The sequence below is a fragment of the Klebsiella sp. 141198 genome, assembly GCF_050600785.1.
GTDB classification, from domain to species: domain Bacteria; phylum Pseudomonadota; class Gammaproteobacteria; order Enterobacterales; family Enterobacteriaceae; genus Klebsiella; species Klebsiella aerogenes.
In genome coordinates, this window is record NZ_JAQIRM010000003.1 from 610,741 (window position 1) to 625,997 (window position 15,257).

Sequence of the window (15,257 nt, forward strand, 5' to 3'; positions counted from 1 at the left end):
ATCCTGCCAGGCCGTCGCTTAATGTTGGCTAAAACGACATAACGTCTTAAGTAGAGACAATATTGTTAATGGGCGACGCTATTCTCGCAATCCGAAAAAAGAGAGACTACTTTCCTGAATGAGGCGCGCCTGCCTTCGCCAGCTCTTTCACCAGCGGCAGCATCACTTTTACGACATCTCGCCCGCGGTGCTCGATCCTTCCCGGCAGCGCTTTGTCGATATATTGTTGGTTATCCAGTTGTACGTCATGCCAGCTGGTACCCTGCGGGAAGCTGCGGGTTTTACTGCGCTGCTGATAGCCATCTTTCTTACCGAGCGACCAGTTGGTCGCTTCCACGGAGAGCACTGGGATCCCGGCGCTGTCAAAAACGCTGGCGTCGTTACAGCAGCCGGTACCTTTCGGGAACTCCGGATTCAGCCCGGGATTGGTGAACGCGGCGATGCCGTGACTCCGGGCGATAGCCAGCGCGCGATCGCGGGTCAACTTGCGTACCGACGCCGGCGTACTGCGCCCGCTGTTGAAATAGAGCTTATCGCCGACCACCAGGTTGTCGAGATTAATCACCAGCAGCGTGTTTTTCTTTTCCGCCTCGCTCATGCGTTTCAGCAAATTTTGCGCGCCCAGGCGACCTTCTTCCTCGCCGCTGGTGGCGATAAAGCGAATGCCGTAACGGGTGGGGACGTTCTTTAAATGTTCCGCCAGCTCCAGCAGCACGCCGAGCCCCATTGCGTTATCGTCAATACCCTGCAGCGTCAGGCCACCAAGGTTGTTCTCAACGTCTTTATCGCTCTGCGGGGCATAGGTATCGAGATGCGCCATAATAATGATTTGCTGGCGAGACTGGCCTTCATGCGCGGCGATAACCGTGCTGCCGGTGGCGTTGTGCCAGTTCTTACGTTGGTTGCTGTCGGTATAGATGTAGCGGGTATTAAAGTTACGCACGTCGCTTTGATAACCCATCTGGGCAAACTGCTGGCGAAGATAATCGGCTGAAAGCATCTCGGCCGGCGTACCGGTCATTCTTCCGGGGAAGACGGTGGCAATATGGCGGGCCTGAGTATTTGCGGTGTCGCCCAGAGCGCTGAATGCCGGGGCGGCGGAGAAGACAAAACCTGCGCCAAGCGTCAGCGGAAGCAGACGACGGCACATCGCGGAAAACATAATGGGTCCTTACACGAGCGAAACATTTCGACCGCGTTAGTATGAAACTGTGACGCCGCTTAAACAATTTCATTTGCTCTTAAATAGCGGAAAACTCGCGCGTTAAGCACTTTTTGATATTTAGATTTCCAGCTCGTTATTCTTTTGCGTCACAACTCATTCCATTTCGTAATTTCATTTGCTTAAAGCCGCCCCCTATAGTCCTTCTATTGCTGAATGTAAGAGAGTTGTTGCGCCGTGGATTACTTGCCCCTGTTTGCCGAGTTGAAAGAGAGACCCGTGCTGGTTATCGGCGGCGGTGAAATTGCCGTCCGCAAGATTAAATTCTTGCTGCGGGCGCAGGCGAAGGTACAAGTGGTCGCCGCCGTCCTGTCGCCAGAGCTCGCTGAACAGGTTGAACGTCAGCAAATCAGCTGGCGGGCAACCGCCTTTGATGAACAGCAGGTGGACGACGTATTTCTGGTGATTGCCGCAACCGACGATCGTGAACTCAACCAGCGGGTGTTTGCCGCGGCTAACGCGCGCTACCGCCTGGTGAACGTGGTGGATGACCAGCAACTGTGCTCATTCGTCTTTCCTTCTATTGTCGACAGATCGCCGCTGCTGGTGGCTATCTCCTCCAGCGGCAAGGCGCCGGTGCTGTCGCGCATTCTGCGTGAAAAAATCGAAGCGCTACTACCCACGAATCTTGGACGGCTGGCCGAAACGGCGAGCTACTGGCGCCATCATCTGAAAACCCGTCTGACCACCACCGAAGCGCGTCGTCGCTTCTGGGAGCGCGTTTTCACCGGGCGTTTTGCCAGCCTGATGGTGGCCGGTAACCATGCGGCGGCGGAACGTGCGCTACAGGATGAACTCGACAGGCCGGAACGCAGCGTGGGTGAAATTATTCTGGTGGGCGCCGGTCCGGGGGATGCCGGGCTGCTGACGCTACGCGGCCTGCAGGCGATTCAGCAGGCGGACGTGGTGTTTTATGACCACCTGGTGACCGAGAGCGTGCGCGAACTGGTGCGCCGCGATGCCGAAATGATCTGCGTTGGCAAGCGCGCGGGCGAGCACTCTGTGCCGCAGCACGAAACGAATCAGATGCTGGTGGAGGCCGCCAAAGCGGGGAAAACGGTGGTGCGCCTTAAGGGCGGCGACCCGTTTATCTTCGGGCGCGGCGCTGAAGAGCTGCAGGCCGCCGCTGCCGCCGGGATCCCGTTCCAGGTGGTGCCAGGCGTTACCGCCGCGGCGGGTGCGACGGCCTATGCCGGCATCCCGCTGACCCATCGCGATTACGCGCAAAGCGCTGTCTTTGTCACCGGTCACTATAAATCAGACAGCGCGCCGTTTGACTGGGCGCTGCTGGCGAAGAGCCAACAAACGCTGGCGATTTATATGGGCACCATGAAAGCGGCGGACATCAGCGCTCAGCTGATCGCCCATGGCCGCGACGCGAATACCCCGGTGGCGGTGATTTCCCGCGGCACCCGCGAGGATCAGCAGACGCTGACCGGCACGTTACAACAGCTCGAACATCTGGCGAAAGATGCCCCAATGCCCGCGCTACTGGTGGTGGGCGAAGTGGTACAGCTGCATCAGCAGCTCGCCTGGTTTCAACACACAACATCTAGCGAGGGGTTTAACTCTTCGGTGGTAAATCTGGCTTAAGGAACGGTTATGGACCAAAAACGACTCACTCACCTGCGGCAACTGGAGGCGGAAAGCATCCATATCATTCGTGAGGTGGCCGCCGAATTCTCTAACCCGGTGATGATGTACTCCATCGGTAAAGATTCCAGCGTAATGCTGCATCTGGCGCGCAAAGCGTTTTATCCGGGAACCCTGCCGTTCCCGCTGCTGCACGTCGATACCGGCTGGAAATTCCGTGAGATGTACGAGTTCCGTGACCGTACCGCCAAAGCCTACGGCTGTGAGTTGTTGGTGCATAAAAACCCGGAAGGGGTGGCGATGGGCATCAACCCGTTCGTTCACGGCAGCGCCAAGCATACCGATATCATGAAAACCGAAGGCCTGAAGCAGGCGCTGAACAAATACGGCTTTGATGCCGCGTTTGGCGGCGCGCGCCGCGACGAAGAGAAGTCCCGCGCTAAAGAGCGTATCTATTCCTTCCGCGACCGCTTCCACCGCTGGGACCCGAAAAATCAGCGTCCGGAGCTGTGGCACAACTACAACGGCCAGATTAACAAAGGCGAAAGCATTCGCGTCTTCCCGCTCTCTAACTGGACCGAACTGGATATCTGGCAGTACATCTACCTGGAAAATATTGAAATCGTTCCGCTGTATCTGGCGGCAGAGCGGCCAGTACTGGAGCGCGACGGCATGCTGATGATGATCGATGACGACCGTATCGATCTGCAGCCGGGCGAGATGATCAAAAAGCAGATGGTGCGCTTCCGTACCCTCGGCTGCTGGCCGCTGACCGGCGCGGTAGAGTCCAACGCGCAAACGCTGCCGGAAATTATTGAAGAGATGCTGGTATCCACCACCAGCGAACGTCAGGGGCGCGTCATTGACCGCGACCAGGCAGGCTCCATGGAGCTGAAAAAACGTCAGGGGTATTTCTAAGGAGCCGCCATGAACACTACGATTGCACAACAAATTGCTAATGAAGGCGGCGTAGAAGCTTACCTGCACGCGCAACAGCACAAAAGCCTGCTGCGTTTTCTGACCTGCGGCAGCGTCGATGACGGCAAAAGTACCTTGATTGGCCGCCTGCTGCACGATACGCGCCAGATTTATGAAGATCAGCTCTCTTCCCTGCACAATGACAGCAAGCGTCACGGTACTCAGGGCGAGAAACTGGATCTGGCGCTGCTGGTGGATGGCCTGCAGGCCGAGCGCGAGCAGGGCATCACCATTGATGTCGCCTATCGCTACTTCTCGACTGAGAAACGCAAATTTATCATTGCCGACACGCCGGGCCATGAGCAGTACACCCGTAATATGGCGACCGGCGCGTCCACCTGCGATCTGGCGATCCTGCTGATTGACGCCCGCAAAGGCGTGCTCGACCAGACTCGCCGCCATAGTTTTATCTCCACGCTCTTGGGGATTAAGCACCTGGTGGTCGCGGTGAACAAAATGGATCTCGTCGAGTTCAGCGAAGCGCGCTTCAATGAAATTCGTGAAGATTACCTGACTTTCGCCGAACAGCTGCCGGGCAAGCTTGATATCCGTTTTGTGCCGCTGTCGGCGCTGGAAGGGGATAACGTCGCCACCCAGAGCGATAAAATGCCGTGGTACAGCGGCCCGACGCTGCTGGAAGTGCTGGAAACCGTTGACATTCAGCGCGAGGTTGAAAGCCAGCCGCTGCGCTTCCCGGTGCAGTACGTGAACCGTCCGAACCTGGATTTCCGCGGCTTCTCTGGCACCGTCGCTTCCGGTACGGTCACCGTTGGCCAGCGCCTGAAAGTATTGCCGTCGGGCGTGGAGTCGAACGTGGCGCGTATTGTCACCTTTGACGGCGACCTGCCGCAGGCCGGAGCGGGGGAAGCGATCACTATCGTCCTGAAAGATGAAATCGACATCAGCCGCGGCGATTTGCTGGTTGACGCTGAAGCCTCGTTACCTGCGGTACAAAGCGCCAGCATCGACGTCGTGTGGATGGCGGAACAGGCACTGTCGCCGGGCCAGAGCTATGACATTAAAGTGGCTGGCAAGAAAACCCGCGCCCGCGTTGACGCTATCCGCTATCAGGTGGACATCAATAATCTGACCCAGCGTGAAGTCGAAACCCTGCCGCTGAACGGCATCGGGCTGGTGGAGCTGACCTTTGACGAGCCGCTGGTGCTCGATCCGTATCAGGACAATCCGGTAACCGGCGGGCTTATCTTTATCGATCGCCTGAGCAACGTGACGGTGGGCGCGGGAATGGTCAACGAACCGCACCTGCAGGCGCAGGCTCCGACGTCACAGTACAGCGCCTTTGAGCTGGAGCTGAATCAATTGATTCGTAAACACTTCCCGCACTGGGACGCGCGCGATCTGCTGGGAGGTAAGTAATGGCCCGGCATGACGAAAACGTCGTCTGGCATGCGCATCCTGTCACCCGCGAGCAGCGCGAACAGCATCATGGCCATCGCGGCGTGGTGCTGTGGTTTACCGGCCTCTCGGGGTCGGGTAAATCCACCGTCGCCGGGGCGCTGGAAGAGGCGCTGCACGAGCTTGGCGTGAGCACCTATTTGCTTGACGGCGATAATGTGCGCCACGGGCTGTGCAGCGATCTGGGATTCAGTGACGACGATCGCAAAGAGAACATTCGCCGCGTCGGTGAAGTGGCTAAGCTGATGGTCGATGCCGGGCTGGTTGTATTGACGGCGTTTATATCTCCGCATCGAGCGGAACGGCAGATGGTGCGCGAGCGTTTGGGGGAAGGACGCTTTATCGAAGTGTTTGTCGATACTCCTCTGGCCACTTGTGAGACGCGGGATCCGAAAGGACTGTACAAGAAGGCGCGGGCAGGGGAGCTGCGTAATTTTACCGGTATTGATTCGGTCTATGAATCCCCGGAGAACGCTGAAATTCATCTGAATGGTGAACAATTGGTAACAAATTTGGTGCACCAACTATTAGACCTGCTTCGACAGAGCGATATTATCAGATCCTGAAAAGGCAACGGCATCGAGGGGTGCCGGTCGCCCGGTCAACAGGATTCGATATGCGCAATACCCAGAACCTCAGTATTATTCGTTCAGAACCGCCTCCGGCGGCCGGCGACGAGACCACCTGGTCTTTGTCGGGCGCCGCCGTGGGCTTTATTTCATGGCTGCTGGCGCTGGGTATTCCCTTCCTCATGTATGGCGGTAATACGCTCTTTTTCTTCCTCTATACCTGGCCTTTCTTCCTTGCCATTATGCCGGTCGCCGTGGTGGTCGGTATTGCGCTACATTCATTACTGGACGGCAAACTGATCTACAGCGTTTGCGCGACGATTTTAACCGTCGGGCTAATGTTTGGTCTGCTGTTCCTCTGGCTGTTGGGATAGCCTTTTTGGGATGAATCAAGCCTGGGTATCCATCGCAAAAATGTGGTACAGTCCCCGCGTTACGCGGCATCGTCCGCGCGCCAGGGTAGAGTACTCCGGCGAGTTATGGGATGATGATGCCGTTTTTCAGGGGGCAGGATGGGTAAATTAACGCTGCTATTATTAGCTTTGCTGGTCTGGCTACAGTACTCGCTGTGGTTTGGCAAAAATGGTTTGCACGACTATAGCCGGGTTAATGACGATGTCTCCGCTCAGCAGGCCACTAACGCCAAATTAAAAGCGCGCAACGATCAGCTTTTCGCCGAAATTGACGATCTCAACGGCGGTCAGGAGGCGATCGAGGAACGCGCGCGCAATGAACTCAGCATGACCCGCCCGGGCGAAACGTTCTATCGTCTGGTGCCGGATGCATCAAAACGCAATCAGGGTTCTGCGCAGAATAATCGATAAACAAGCCCAGGATGACAATATGGCAGCCACTTTTCCGGGCGTTTGCGCCGTGGTGCCGGCAGCCGGTTTTGGCCGCCGTATGCAAACGGAGTGCCCGAAACAATATCTCTCAATCGGTAACAAAACGATTCTCGAACATTCGGTCGCCGCGCTGCTGGCGAACGAGCGCGTTCAGCGAGTGGTCATCGCCGTTAGCCCCGGCGATATCCGCTTTAGTCAACTTCCCTTAGCCCACCATCCGCAGGTCACCGTCGTTGACGGCGGCGCCGAGCGTGCCGATTCGGTACTGGCGGGGCTGAAAGCGTTAGCGGATGCGCAATGGGTGCTGGTTCATGATGCCGCGCGGCCGTGCCTGCATCAGGACGATCTCTCGCGACTGCTGGCGCTGAGCGCAACCAGCCGCGTCGGCGGCATACTGGCGGCGCCGGTGCGCGATACCATGAAGCGTGCCGAACCGGGCAAAACCGCGATCGCCCATACCGTTGAACGCAATGATTTATGGCATGCGCTGACGCCGCAATTTTTCCCGCGTGAACTGCTATTTGACTGCCTGACGCGCGCGCTGGATGAAGGCGCGACCATCACCGATGAAGCGTCGGCGCTGGAGTACTGCGGCTTCCATCCCGAATTGGTCGCCGGACGAGCTGATAATATTAAAGTAACACGCCCGGAAGATCTGGCGCTGGCCGAATTTTACCTTACCCGTTCCCGACACCAGGAGAAGGCTTAATGCGAATTGGACATGGTTTTGACGTACACGCTTTTGGCGGTGAAGGGCCAATTATTATTGGCGGGGTACGTATTCCTTATGAGAAAGGGCTGCTCGCCCATTCCGATGGCGACGTCGCGCTACATGCGCTGACCGACGCGCTGCTGGGCGCCGCGGCGCTCGGCGACATCGGTAAACTGTTCCCGGATACCGATCCGGCCTTTAAAGGCGCGGATAGCCGCGAGCTGCTGCGTGAAGCGTGGCGGCGGATTCAGGCGAAGGGATATATCCTTGGCAACGTTGACGTCACCATCATCGCCCAGGCGCCAAAAATGCTGCCGCATATCCCGCAGATGCGCGTGTTTATCGCCGAAGATCTCGGCTGCCATATGGACGACGTCAATGTGAAAGCGACCACCACCGAGAAGCTTGGCTTCACCGGCCGTGGCGAAGGCATCGCCTGTGAAGCGGTGGCGCTGCTGCGTAAGGCTGCGCAATGATCGCCTTTGATGACTTAACATACCTGCACGGCAGGCCGCTGGGCCAGGGGCGGCTGAAGGCTAATCCGGAAGACTTTCTGGTGGTCGAAGACCTCGGTTTCGCCCCTGATGGCGAAGGCGAACATGTGCTGGTGCGGATTCTGAAAAATGGCTGCAACACCCGTTTCGTTGCCGACGCGCTGGCGAAATTCCTTAAAATCCATGCGCGCGAAGTGAGCTTTGCCGGGCAAAAAGATAAGCACGCTGTCACCGAACAGTGGCTGTGCGCCCGCGTGCCGGGCAAAGAGATGCCGGATCTGAGCAAATTTCAGCTCGAAGGCTGCCAGGTGCTGGAGTATGCCCGCCATAAGCGTAAGCTGCGTTTAGGCGCGCTGAAGGGCAACCAGTTCACGCTGATCCTGCGGGAAATCAGCGATCGCGACGATGTCGAAAAGCGCTTGCAGGCGATAGCCGCCGCCGGCGTGCCGAACTATTTCGGCGCGCAGCGCTTCGGTATCGGCGGCAGTAACCTGCAGGGCGCATTGCGCTGGGCCGAGAGCGGCGAGCCGGTGCGCGATCGCAATAAACGCAGTTTTTGGTTGTCGGCGGCACGCAGCGCGTTGTTTAATCAGCAAGTTGCAATTAGATTAAAAAAAACGGAATTTAATCAGGTTGTTGATGGCGATGCGCTACAATTAGCGGGGCGCGGAAGCTGGTTTGTGGCAACCACCGAAGAGTTGGCGGAATTGCAGGCGCGGGTCGATAACCGCGAGCTGATGATTACCGCTGCGCTGCCGGGCTGCGGCGACTGGGGCAGCCAACGCGACGCGCTGGCCGCCGAGCAAGCCGCGATAGCCGAAGAAACGTCGCTACAGGCGCTGCTGGCGCGCGAAAAAGTCGAAGCCGCGCGCCGGGCGATGCTGCTGTATCCGCAGCAATTGTGCTGGAACTGGTGGGATGATGTCACTGTTGAACTGCGCTTCTGGCTGCCAGCGGGAAGTTTTGCCACCAGCGTGGTAAGGGAACTTATCAATACAACGGGTGACTATGCGAATATTGCTGAGTAACGATGACGGTATCCACGCGCCGGGGATCCAAACCCTGGCGAAGGCCTTACGCGAATTTGCCGAGGTCCAGGTTGTTGCACCCGATCGTAATCGCAGCGGCGCCTCAAACTCGCTCACGCTGGAATCTTCTCTACGTACGTTCACCTTTGAAAATGGCGATATCGCCGTCCAGATGGGCACGCCGACCGACTGCGTGTATCTCGGCGTTAACGCGCTGATGCGTCCGCGCCCGGATATCGTGGTCTCAGGAATCAACGCGGGCCCCAATCTTGGCGATGACGTTATCTATTCCGGTACCGTCGCGGCGGCGATGGAAGGCCGCCATCTTGGTTTTCCCGCCCTCGCCGTTTCGCTGAACGGCTATCAACATTACGATACCGCGGCGGCAGTGACGTGCACGATTTTGCGCGCGTTAAGCCGCGAGCCGCTGCGTACCGGGCGGATCCTCAACATCAACGTGCCGGATCTTCCCCTCGAGCAAATCAAAGGCATTCGCGTGACCCGCTGCGGCAACCGGCATCCGGCCGACCAGGTCATTCCGCAAAAAGATCCGCGCGGCAATACGCTGTACTGGATCGGCCCGCCGGGCGATAAGCGCGATGCCGGGCCGGGAACCGATTTTGCGGCGGTGGATGAAGGCTATGTTTCCGTCACGCCATTGCATGTCGATTTAACCGCTCATCAGGCACATGAGGTGGTAACCGATTGGTTAGAACGCGTCGGGGTTGATACGCAATGGTAAGTAAACGTGTTGAAAGTTTGTTGAATCAGCTACGTACTCAGGGCATCGTCGATGAGCGAGTCCTCGAGGCAATCGCGCAGGTTCCGCGCGAGAAATTCGTTGATGAAGCCTTTGAACATAAGGCGTGGGAAAACACCGCGCTGCCGATTGGCCAGGGGCAAACTATCTCGCAGCCCTATATGGTGGCGAGGATGACGGAGCTTCTGGAACTGACGCCGGACTCAAAGGTGCTGGAAATCGGCACCGGCTCCGGCTATCAGACGGCGATCCTGGCGCACCTCGTGCACCACGTCTGCTCGGTTGAGCGGATTAAGAGCCTGCAGTGGCAGGCGCGTCGGCGTCTTAAACAACTTGATTTACATAATGTTTCAACCCGTCATGGCGATGGATGGCAGGGTTGGCAGGCTCGCGCGCCTTTTGACGCGATTATCGTCACCGCCGCGCCGCCGGAAATTCCGGCCGCGCTGATGGCGCAGCTTGATGAAGGCGGCGTGCTGGTTTTGCCGGTCGGTGAAGAACATCAGTACCTGAAGCGGATCCGTCGCCGCGGCGGCGAATTTTTCATCGATACCGTCGAAGCCGTTCGCTTTGTTCCGCTCGTCAGAGGGGAACTGGCCTGAACCCGGATTATTCCAGGTTTTTTTTGCCTAAGTTTAGGCGTAGGGTGGACACATTTTTCAGTGTCCTGGCCGGGCGCTGCCCGGTAAGCAAGATATTGGCAGTTAACATATTCCTGGGGGATAAATGAGCGCGGGAAGCCCAAAATTTACCGTAAGCCGTATTGCGGCGTTGTCACTGGTTTCACTCTGGCTGGCCGGGTGTACAAATACCAATAATCCGCCTGCGCCGGTGAATTCGGCAAGCGGCGCTGCGTCCTCCAGCACCAATTCCGGGATGCTGATTACACCGCCATCCTCCGGCGCGCAGCAAGTTCCTCCGGCTCAGCCGATTCAACCGATGCAGACCCAGCCAATTCAGACCCAGCCGACTCAGGTTCAGCCGATGGCTCAACAACCGGTGCAGACGGTGAACGGTAAGATTGTTTACAACCGTAAATATGGCGATATTCCGAAAGGTAGCTATACCGGCGGCAGTACCTATACCGTTAAGCGCGGCGATACCCTGTTCTATATCGCGTGGGTCACCGGCAACGATTTCCGCGACCTTGCGGAACGCAACAACGTCCCGGCGCCGTACGCGCTGAACGTGGGCCAGGTGCTGCAGGTCGGCAACTCCGCAGGCCAGCCGATCACCGGCGAAAACCCGGTATCTCAGGCTAGCGCGCAGGCAAGCGGCGGTGCGACGGCCACCACAACTTCTGCACAAAAATCCACCGCAGTGGTTGCGTCACAACCGACTATTACGTATTCTGAATCTTCAGGTGAACAGAGTGCTACTAAGATGTTGCCGAATAATAAACCAGCAACGACCACAACAACGGTCGCTCCGGTTACGGCGCCATCAACCGTTAGCACAACCCAACCGACTGCAAGCAGTACGTCTACCAGTTCGCCGATCTCATCATGGCGCTGGCCGACTGATGGCAAGGTTATCGAGAACTTTAGCGGCGCGGAAGGCGGCAATAAAGGTATCGACATTGCAGGCAGTAAAGGACAGGCTATTGTCGCGACCGCCGATGGGCGCGTCGTCTATGCCGGTAACGCACTGCGCGGTTACGGTAATCTTATTATCATCAAACACAACGATGATTACCTGAGTGCCTACGCTCATAACGATACCATGCTGGTTCGGGAGCAACAGGAAGTCAAAGCGGGGCAGAAAATCGCTACCATGGGTAGCACCGGAACCAGCTCAACAAGATTACATTTTGAAATTCGTTACAAGGGGAAATCCGTCAACCCGCTGCAGTACTTACCGCAGCGATAATTTGGCAAAGTACGGATAAGCGTAACACCATGAAAGGCGCCAGGGCGGTCGCGATATGCCTCCTTCAGTGGAGGTATAAAGAGGATAACTCCGGCGTCGTTTAGTGATGGGTCGCGGAAGGTGCTTTGCTCAGGGATCACGGGTAGGAGCCACCTTTATGAGTCAGAATACGCTGAAAGTTCATGATTTAAATGAAGACGCGGAATTTGATGAGAACGGAATGGAGGTTTTCGACGAGAAAGCCTTAGTAGAAGAGGAACCCAGTGATAGCGATCTGGCTGAGGAAGAGCTGCTGTCGCAAGGCGCCACCCAACGCGTTCTCGATGCGACACAGCTGTATCTTGGTGAGATTGGTTATTCCCCGCTGCTGACGGCCGAAGAGGAAGTCTATTTCGCCCGTCGCGCACTACGTGGAGATGTTGCTTCACGCCGTCGCATGATTGAAAGTAACCTGCGTCTGGTGGTGAAGATTGCTCGTCGTTACAGCAATCGTGGTCTGGCGCTGCTGGATCTGATTGAAGAAGGTAACCTCGGCCTGATCCGCGCAGTTGAGAAGTTTGACCCGGAGCGTGGGTTCCGTTTTTCAACCTACGCCACCTGGTGGATCCGTCAAACGATTGAACGGGCGATTATGAACCAAACCCGTACCATTCGTTTGCCTATCCATATTGTGAAAGAGCTGAACGTTTATCTGCGTACCGCGCGCGAGTTGTCGCATAAGCTGGACCACGAGCCAAGCGCCGAAGAGATAGCCGAACAGCTGGATAAACCGGTTGATGACGTTAGCCGTATGCTGCGTCTGAACGAGCGCATTACCTCAGTGGATACCCCGCTGGGCGGTGATTCAGAAAAAGCGCTGCTGGATATTCTGGCCGATGAAAAAGACAACGGCCCGGAAGACACCACGCAGGACGATGATATGAAACAAAGCATCGTCAAATGGCTGTTCGAACTGAACGCCAAACAGCGCGAAGTACTGGCTCGTCGTTTCGGGCTGCTGGGATATGAAGCCGCAACGCTTGAAGATGTGGGTCGTGAAATCGGCCTGACCCGCGAACGCGTGCGTCAGATTCAGGTGGAAGGCCTGCGCCGCCTGCGGGAGATCCTGCAGGGACAGGGGCTAAACATCGAAGCGCTATTCCGCGAATAAATCGTTTTCTCTCAAAAAGGCCCAATCCAGCGATTGGGCCTTTTCCTTTGTATTAACCGATACGGGTTTCCTGCAGGTGACGCCAGAGGATTTTTCCCTCAATGCGTTGAAATATCGCCGTCGACCAGCGCACGACTTCGCCTTGTTCCGGCAGGGTCTGGCTTTCGCGGTACAGCACCGCGCCGCCGTCATGCCATTCGCTCAACACCTGCGCATTATCAACCACGATACTTAATCCCGGGCGACTGCCGCCAGCGCTATGGAAAAAGCCGCTTACCGTTGGGTAATCCATCTTTGCGCCGCTGATAGGGACCATTGTAAATTCTTGCGCAAAGCGGCTCATTAGCGCTTGCGCGCTACCTTCTTTCCGGCCCAACCATTGTTCAATGATTACGTGGGCGTCGATAACTTCTTGAATCCATGGGTTCATGTTTACTCCAGGTTAAGCTGCAGGCAATGCAGGCGATTACTGTAAACCGCGCCTCAGGGGCGGATAAACGCGCTTTTCAGGGATATACTGTCTAAAAATTTTTGACAATAAGCCCTATTCAAATGCTAAACCTGCAGCGCGTTACCATGTTTGTCGCCGTTGTTGATGCCGGGAGCTTTACCGCCGCGGCGACGGCGCTTGGCCAGACCAAAGCGGTGGTCAGTTTTAACGTTCGCCAGCTTGAGAGTGAGCTGGGGGTGACGTTGCTTCTGCGTTCGACGCGCCGGTTAACGCTCACCGAAGCCGGGGCGGTGTTTTACCAGCGCGGCGTTGGGCTGCTGAAAGCCGCGGAGAATTTACAGGACGAGGTGCGCGCCAGCCACACCGGGTTAAGTGGTGAACTGCGGATCACCACCACCCCGGAATATGGCGCGCAGGTGATCATCCCGGCGCTGGCGGAATTCGCTCGTCGACATCCGGCGCTGCGGGTGCGCCACGTCTCATCGTCGTATCACGCGGATTTGATCTCTGAACGGTTTGATGTCGCGATCCGCCTCGGTACCCTGGCCGATTCACGCTATCACGCGGCTCGGATTTCGCGTTTCGCCATCGTGCCCGTGGCCTCGCCGGTTTTGCTGGATAAACATCCGCTGCGCACGCTTGCCGACCTGGCGCAGGCGGAGTGGATTGTTAACGAGCGCTTAGCGACCCCGCTACGCTGGCAGCTCCTGACCGTCGAAGGGCAATCGATCGCTTTTGAAATTACGCAACCACCGCGGATCTCAGCCGATAGCGCACAAGCGTTAATGGGCTTTGCGCTGGCGGGAAGCGGGGTGGCGCTGCTCCCGGAGTGGCTGGTGGCTGAAGCCATCGCGCGGCAGGAGCTAGTGCGGGTATTGCCGGAGTATATTTTTCCCTCTCAGGGGGTATACGCCGTCTACCCGGACGCGCAGCATGTGCCAACCAAGGTCCGGGCATTTATCGATTTTCTGCGCGAGCGAACCGCTTAATCCGCGGTTTTACTTTCCATCATTTTCAGCACCAGCCGGGAAAACTGCGCGCGCTCCTCTTCGTTAAGGCGGCTCAAAAACTCTTCATCGACACGGTTGCCCTGCGGCATGGAATTTGCGAGCAGCGCCTGTCCTTCATTCGTCAGATAGACAAAGCGGCGACGTTTATCTGTCGGATCGTGTTCGCGGCGCACCAGCCCGCGTTTTTCCATCCGGCTTAGCATCTCCGCCAGCGTCGCTTTCGTGCTGACGGCCGCTTCGATAAGCGTCACCTGCTCGATACCAGGATGTTCGGCTACCGAGCGCATCACCGCGTATTGCGGCTTGGTCAGTTCCGGTAATTCATGTTGCCAGCGCGCGGTGTGCTGTTGAAAAAGCTGGCGCAGAAGGTGGAACGCCTCGTTACGTAACTCCATGAACACTCCGTCACAAAAATATCACCTTTATGATAGCCGCATTTACGGCTTCTTTTCACATCTCATTTTTTTGATTATTGATGCGGATCGTATACGAACGATATTGAGATCCCGTAAAAATGAGCGTAGTTTTAATACAAATGTTCGCATACGAACAATGTGTGAGGTAGTGAATGAAACTGATTATTGGGATGACCGGGGCGACCGGCGCGCCGTTGGGCGTCGCGCTATTGCAAGCGCTGAACGAAATGCCGGATGTGGAAACGCACCTGGTGATGTCGAAATGGGCAAAAACCACTATTGAGCTGGAAACGCCCTATAGCGCTCGTGAAGTCGCCGCGCTGGCGGACTTCTGCCATAGCCCGGCGGATCAGGCCGCGACCATCTCATCAGGATCGTTTCGTACCGACGGCATGATTGTTATCCCGTGCAGCATGAAAACGCTGGCAGGTATCCGCGCAGGCTATGCGGAAGGGTTAGTCGGCCGTGCGGCCGACGTCGTGCTGAAAGAGGGGCGCAAGCTGGTTCTGGTGCCGCGTGAAATGCCGCTGAGCACCATTCATCTGGAGAACATGCTGGCGCTGTCGCGCATGGGCGTGGCGATGGTGCCGCCGATGCCTGCCTACTACAACCACCCGGAAACGGTGGAGGATATTACCAACCATATCGTGACCCGGGTGTTGGATCAGTTCGGTCTCGAATACCGCAAAGCGCGCCGCTGGAACGGCTTACGCGCGGTCGAGAATTTATCACAGGAGAATTAGT

General features: G+C 56.9%; 18 protein-coding genes. 15 read left to right on the forward strand and 3 right to left on the reverse strand.

Features of this window, described 5'->3' with window-relative positions:
* Positions 1-106: 106 nt before the first annotated feature.
* Entirely contained in the window at positions 107-1,162 is a 1,056-nt protein-coding gene (locus PGR10_RS12790) for an aminopeptidase (protein ID WP_113372931.1), read from the reverse strand.
* A gap of 246 nt (positions 1,163-1,408) precedes the next feature.
* On the opposite strand from PGR10_RS12790, the gene cysG reads away from it, so the two are divergent.
* From cysG to rpoS, 13 genes are all read left to right on the forward strand, one after another.
* Positions 1,409-2,815 carry a siroheme synthase CysG gene (gene cysG, locus PGR10_RS12795; protein WP_213793693.1) on the forward strand — a complete coding sequence of 469 codons (1,407 nt, stop codon included), beginning with the start codon at positions 1,409-1,411 and terminating at the stop codon, positions 2,813-2,815.
* Between the two features lie 9 nt (positions 2,816-2,824).
* Positions 2,825-3,733, forward strand: a complete 909-nt coding sequence (gene cysD, locus PGR10_RS12800) for a sulfate adenylyltransferase subunit CysD (RefSeq protein ID WP_015369979.1) — start codon at positions 2,825-2,827, stop codon at positions 3,731-3,733.
* A gap of 9 nt (positions 3,734-3,742) precedes the next feature.
* A complete protein-coding gene (gene cysN, locus PGR10_RS12805; protein WP_113372929.1) occupies positions 3,743-5,170 on the forward strand; it encodes a sulfate adenylyltransferase subunit CysN in 1,428 nt (475 codons plus the stop codon).
* Positions 5,170-5,775, forward strand: a complete 606-nt coding sequence (gene cysC / locus PGR10_RS12810) for an adenylyl-sulfate kinase (RefSeq protein WP_087858577.1) — start codon at positions 5,170-5,172, stop codon at positions 5,773-5,775. The genes cysN and cysC overlap by 1 nt, the downstream gene beginning before the upstream one ends.
* 50 nt (positions 5,776-5,825) lie before the next feature.
* On the forward strand, positions 5,826-6,152 hold the full coding sequence (locus PGR10_RS12815; RefSeq protein WP_047044281.1) for a DUF3561 family protein: 327 nt from the start codon (positions 5,826-5,828) through the stop codon (positions 6,150-6,152).
* 138 nt (positions 6,153-6,290) lie between these two features.
* On the forward strand, positions 6,291-6,602 hold the full coding sequence (ftsB, locus tag PGR10_RS12820; RefSeq protein WP_015369983.1) for a cell division protein FtsB: 312 nt from the start codon (positions 6,291-6,293) through the stop codon (positions 6,600-6,602).
* Positions 6,603-6,621: 19 nt separating this feature from the next.
* A complete protein-coding gene (gene ispD / locus PGR10_RS12825; RefSeq protein ID WP_047039060.1) occupies positions 6,622-7,332 on the forward strand; it encodes a 2-C-methyl-D-erythritol 4-phosphate cytidylyltransferase in 711 nt (236 codons plus the stop codon).
* Complete coding sequence (gene ispF, locus PGR10_RS12830) at positions 7,332-7,811, forward strand: 2-C-methyl-D-erythritol 2,4-cyclodiphosphate synthase (RefSeq protein ID WP_015369985.1); 480 nt, start codon at positions 7,332-7,334, stop codon at positions 7,809-7,811. The genes ispD and ispF overlap by 1 nt, the downstream gene beginning before the upstream one ends.
* On the forward strand, positions 7,808-8,857 hold the full coding sequence (truD, locus tag PGR10_RS12835; protein ID WP_113372928.1) for a tRNA pseudouridine(13) synthase TruD: 1,050 nt from the start codon (positions 7,808-7,810) through the stop codon (positions 8,855-8,857). Before ispF ends, truD begins: the two co-directional genes overlap by 4 nt.
* The gene (gene surE, locus PGR10_RS12840; protein WP_015369987.1) at positions 8,838-9,599 is read left to right on the forward strand and encodes a 5'/3'-nucleotidase SurE; all 762 of its coding nucleotides are present in this window, start codon (positions 8,838-8,840) and stop codon (positions 9,597-9,599) included. Before truD ends, surE begins: the two co-directional genes overlap by 20 nt.
* The gene (locus tag PGR10_RS12845; protein WP_087858575.1) at positions 9,593-10,219 is read left to right on the forward strand and encodes a protein-L-isoaspartate(D-aspartate) O-methyltransferase; all 627 of its coding nucleotides are present in this window, start codon (positions 9,593-9,595) and stop codon (positions 10,217-10,219) included. The genes surE and PGR10_RS12845 overlap by 7 nt, the downstream gene beginning before the upstream one ends.
* Before the next feature lie 124 nt (positions 10,220-10,343).
* A complete protein-coding gene (nlpD, locus tag PGR10_RS12850; RefSeq protein ID WP_045361378.1) occupies positions 10,344-11,486 on the forward strand; it encodes a murein hydrolase activator NlpD in 1,143 nt (380 codons plus the stop codon).
* Positions 11,487-11,643: 157 nt separating this feature from the next.
* Positions 11,644-12,636: an RNA polymerase sigma factor RpoS gene (rpoS, locus tag PGR10_RS12855; RefSeq protein WP_015703292.1), complete on the forward strand. Its 993-nt coding sequence runs from the start codon at positions 11,644-11,646 to the stop codon at positions 12,634-12,636.
* 52 nt (positions 12,637-12,688) lie between these two features.
* Here the strand turns inward: rpoS and PGR10_RS12860 are convergent, their stop codons facing one another.
* On the reverse strand, positions 12,689-13,066 hold the full coding sequence (locus PGR10_RS12860; protein WP_015703291.1) for a DUF4440 domain-containing protein: 378 nt from the start codon (positions 13,064-13,066) through the stop codon (positions 12,689-12,691).
* Between the two features lie 122 nt (positions 13,067-13,188).
* On the opposite strand from PGR10_RS12860, the gene PGR10_RS12865 reads away from it, so the two are divergent.
* Positions 13,189-14,076 (forward strand): LysR family transcriptional regulator, encoded by an 888-nt coding sequence (locus PGR10_RS12865; RefSeq protein WP_308958024.1) that lies wholly within the window; start codon positions 13,189-13,191, stop codon positions 14,074-14,076.
* On the opposite strand, the gene PGR10_RS12870 is transcribed toward PGR10_RS12865, so the two are convergent.
* Positions 14,073-14,492, reverse strand: coding sequence for a MarR family winged helix-turn-helix transcriptional regulator (locus PGR10_RS12870; protein WP_087858572.1), 420 nt, complete (start codon positions 14,490-14,492; stop codon positions 14,073-14,075). The genes PGR10_RS12865 and PGR10_RS12870 overlap by 4 nt on opposite strands.
* Before the next feature lie 173 nt (positions 14,493-14,665).
* Between PGR10_RS12870 and PGR10_RS12875 the strand changes: the two genes are divergently transcribed.
* Positions 14,666-15,256 carry a non-oxidative hydroxyarylic acid decarboxylases subunit B gene (locus PGR10_RS12875; RefSeq protein WP_087858571.1) on the forward strand — a complete coding sequence of 197 codons (591 nt, stop codon included), beginning with the start codon at positions 14,666-14,668 and terminating at the stop codon, positions 15,254-15,256.
* The last annotated feature ends 1 nt before the right edge of the window (position 15,257 follow it).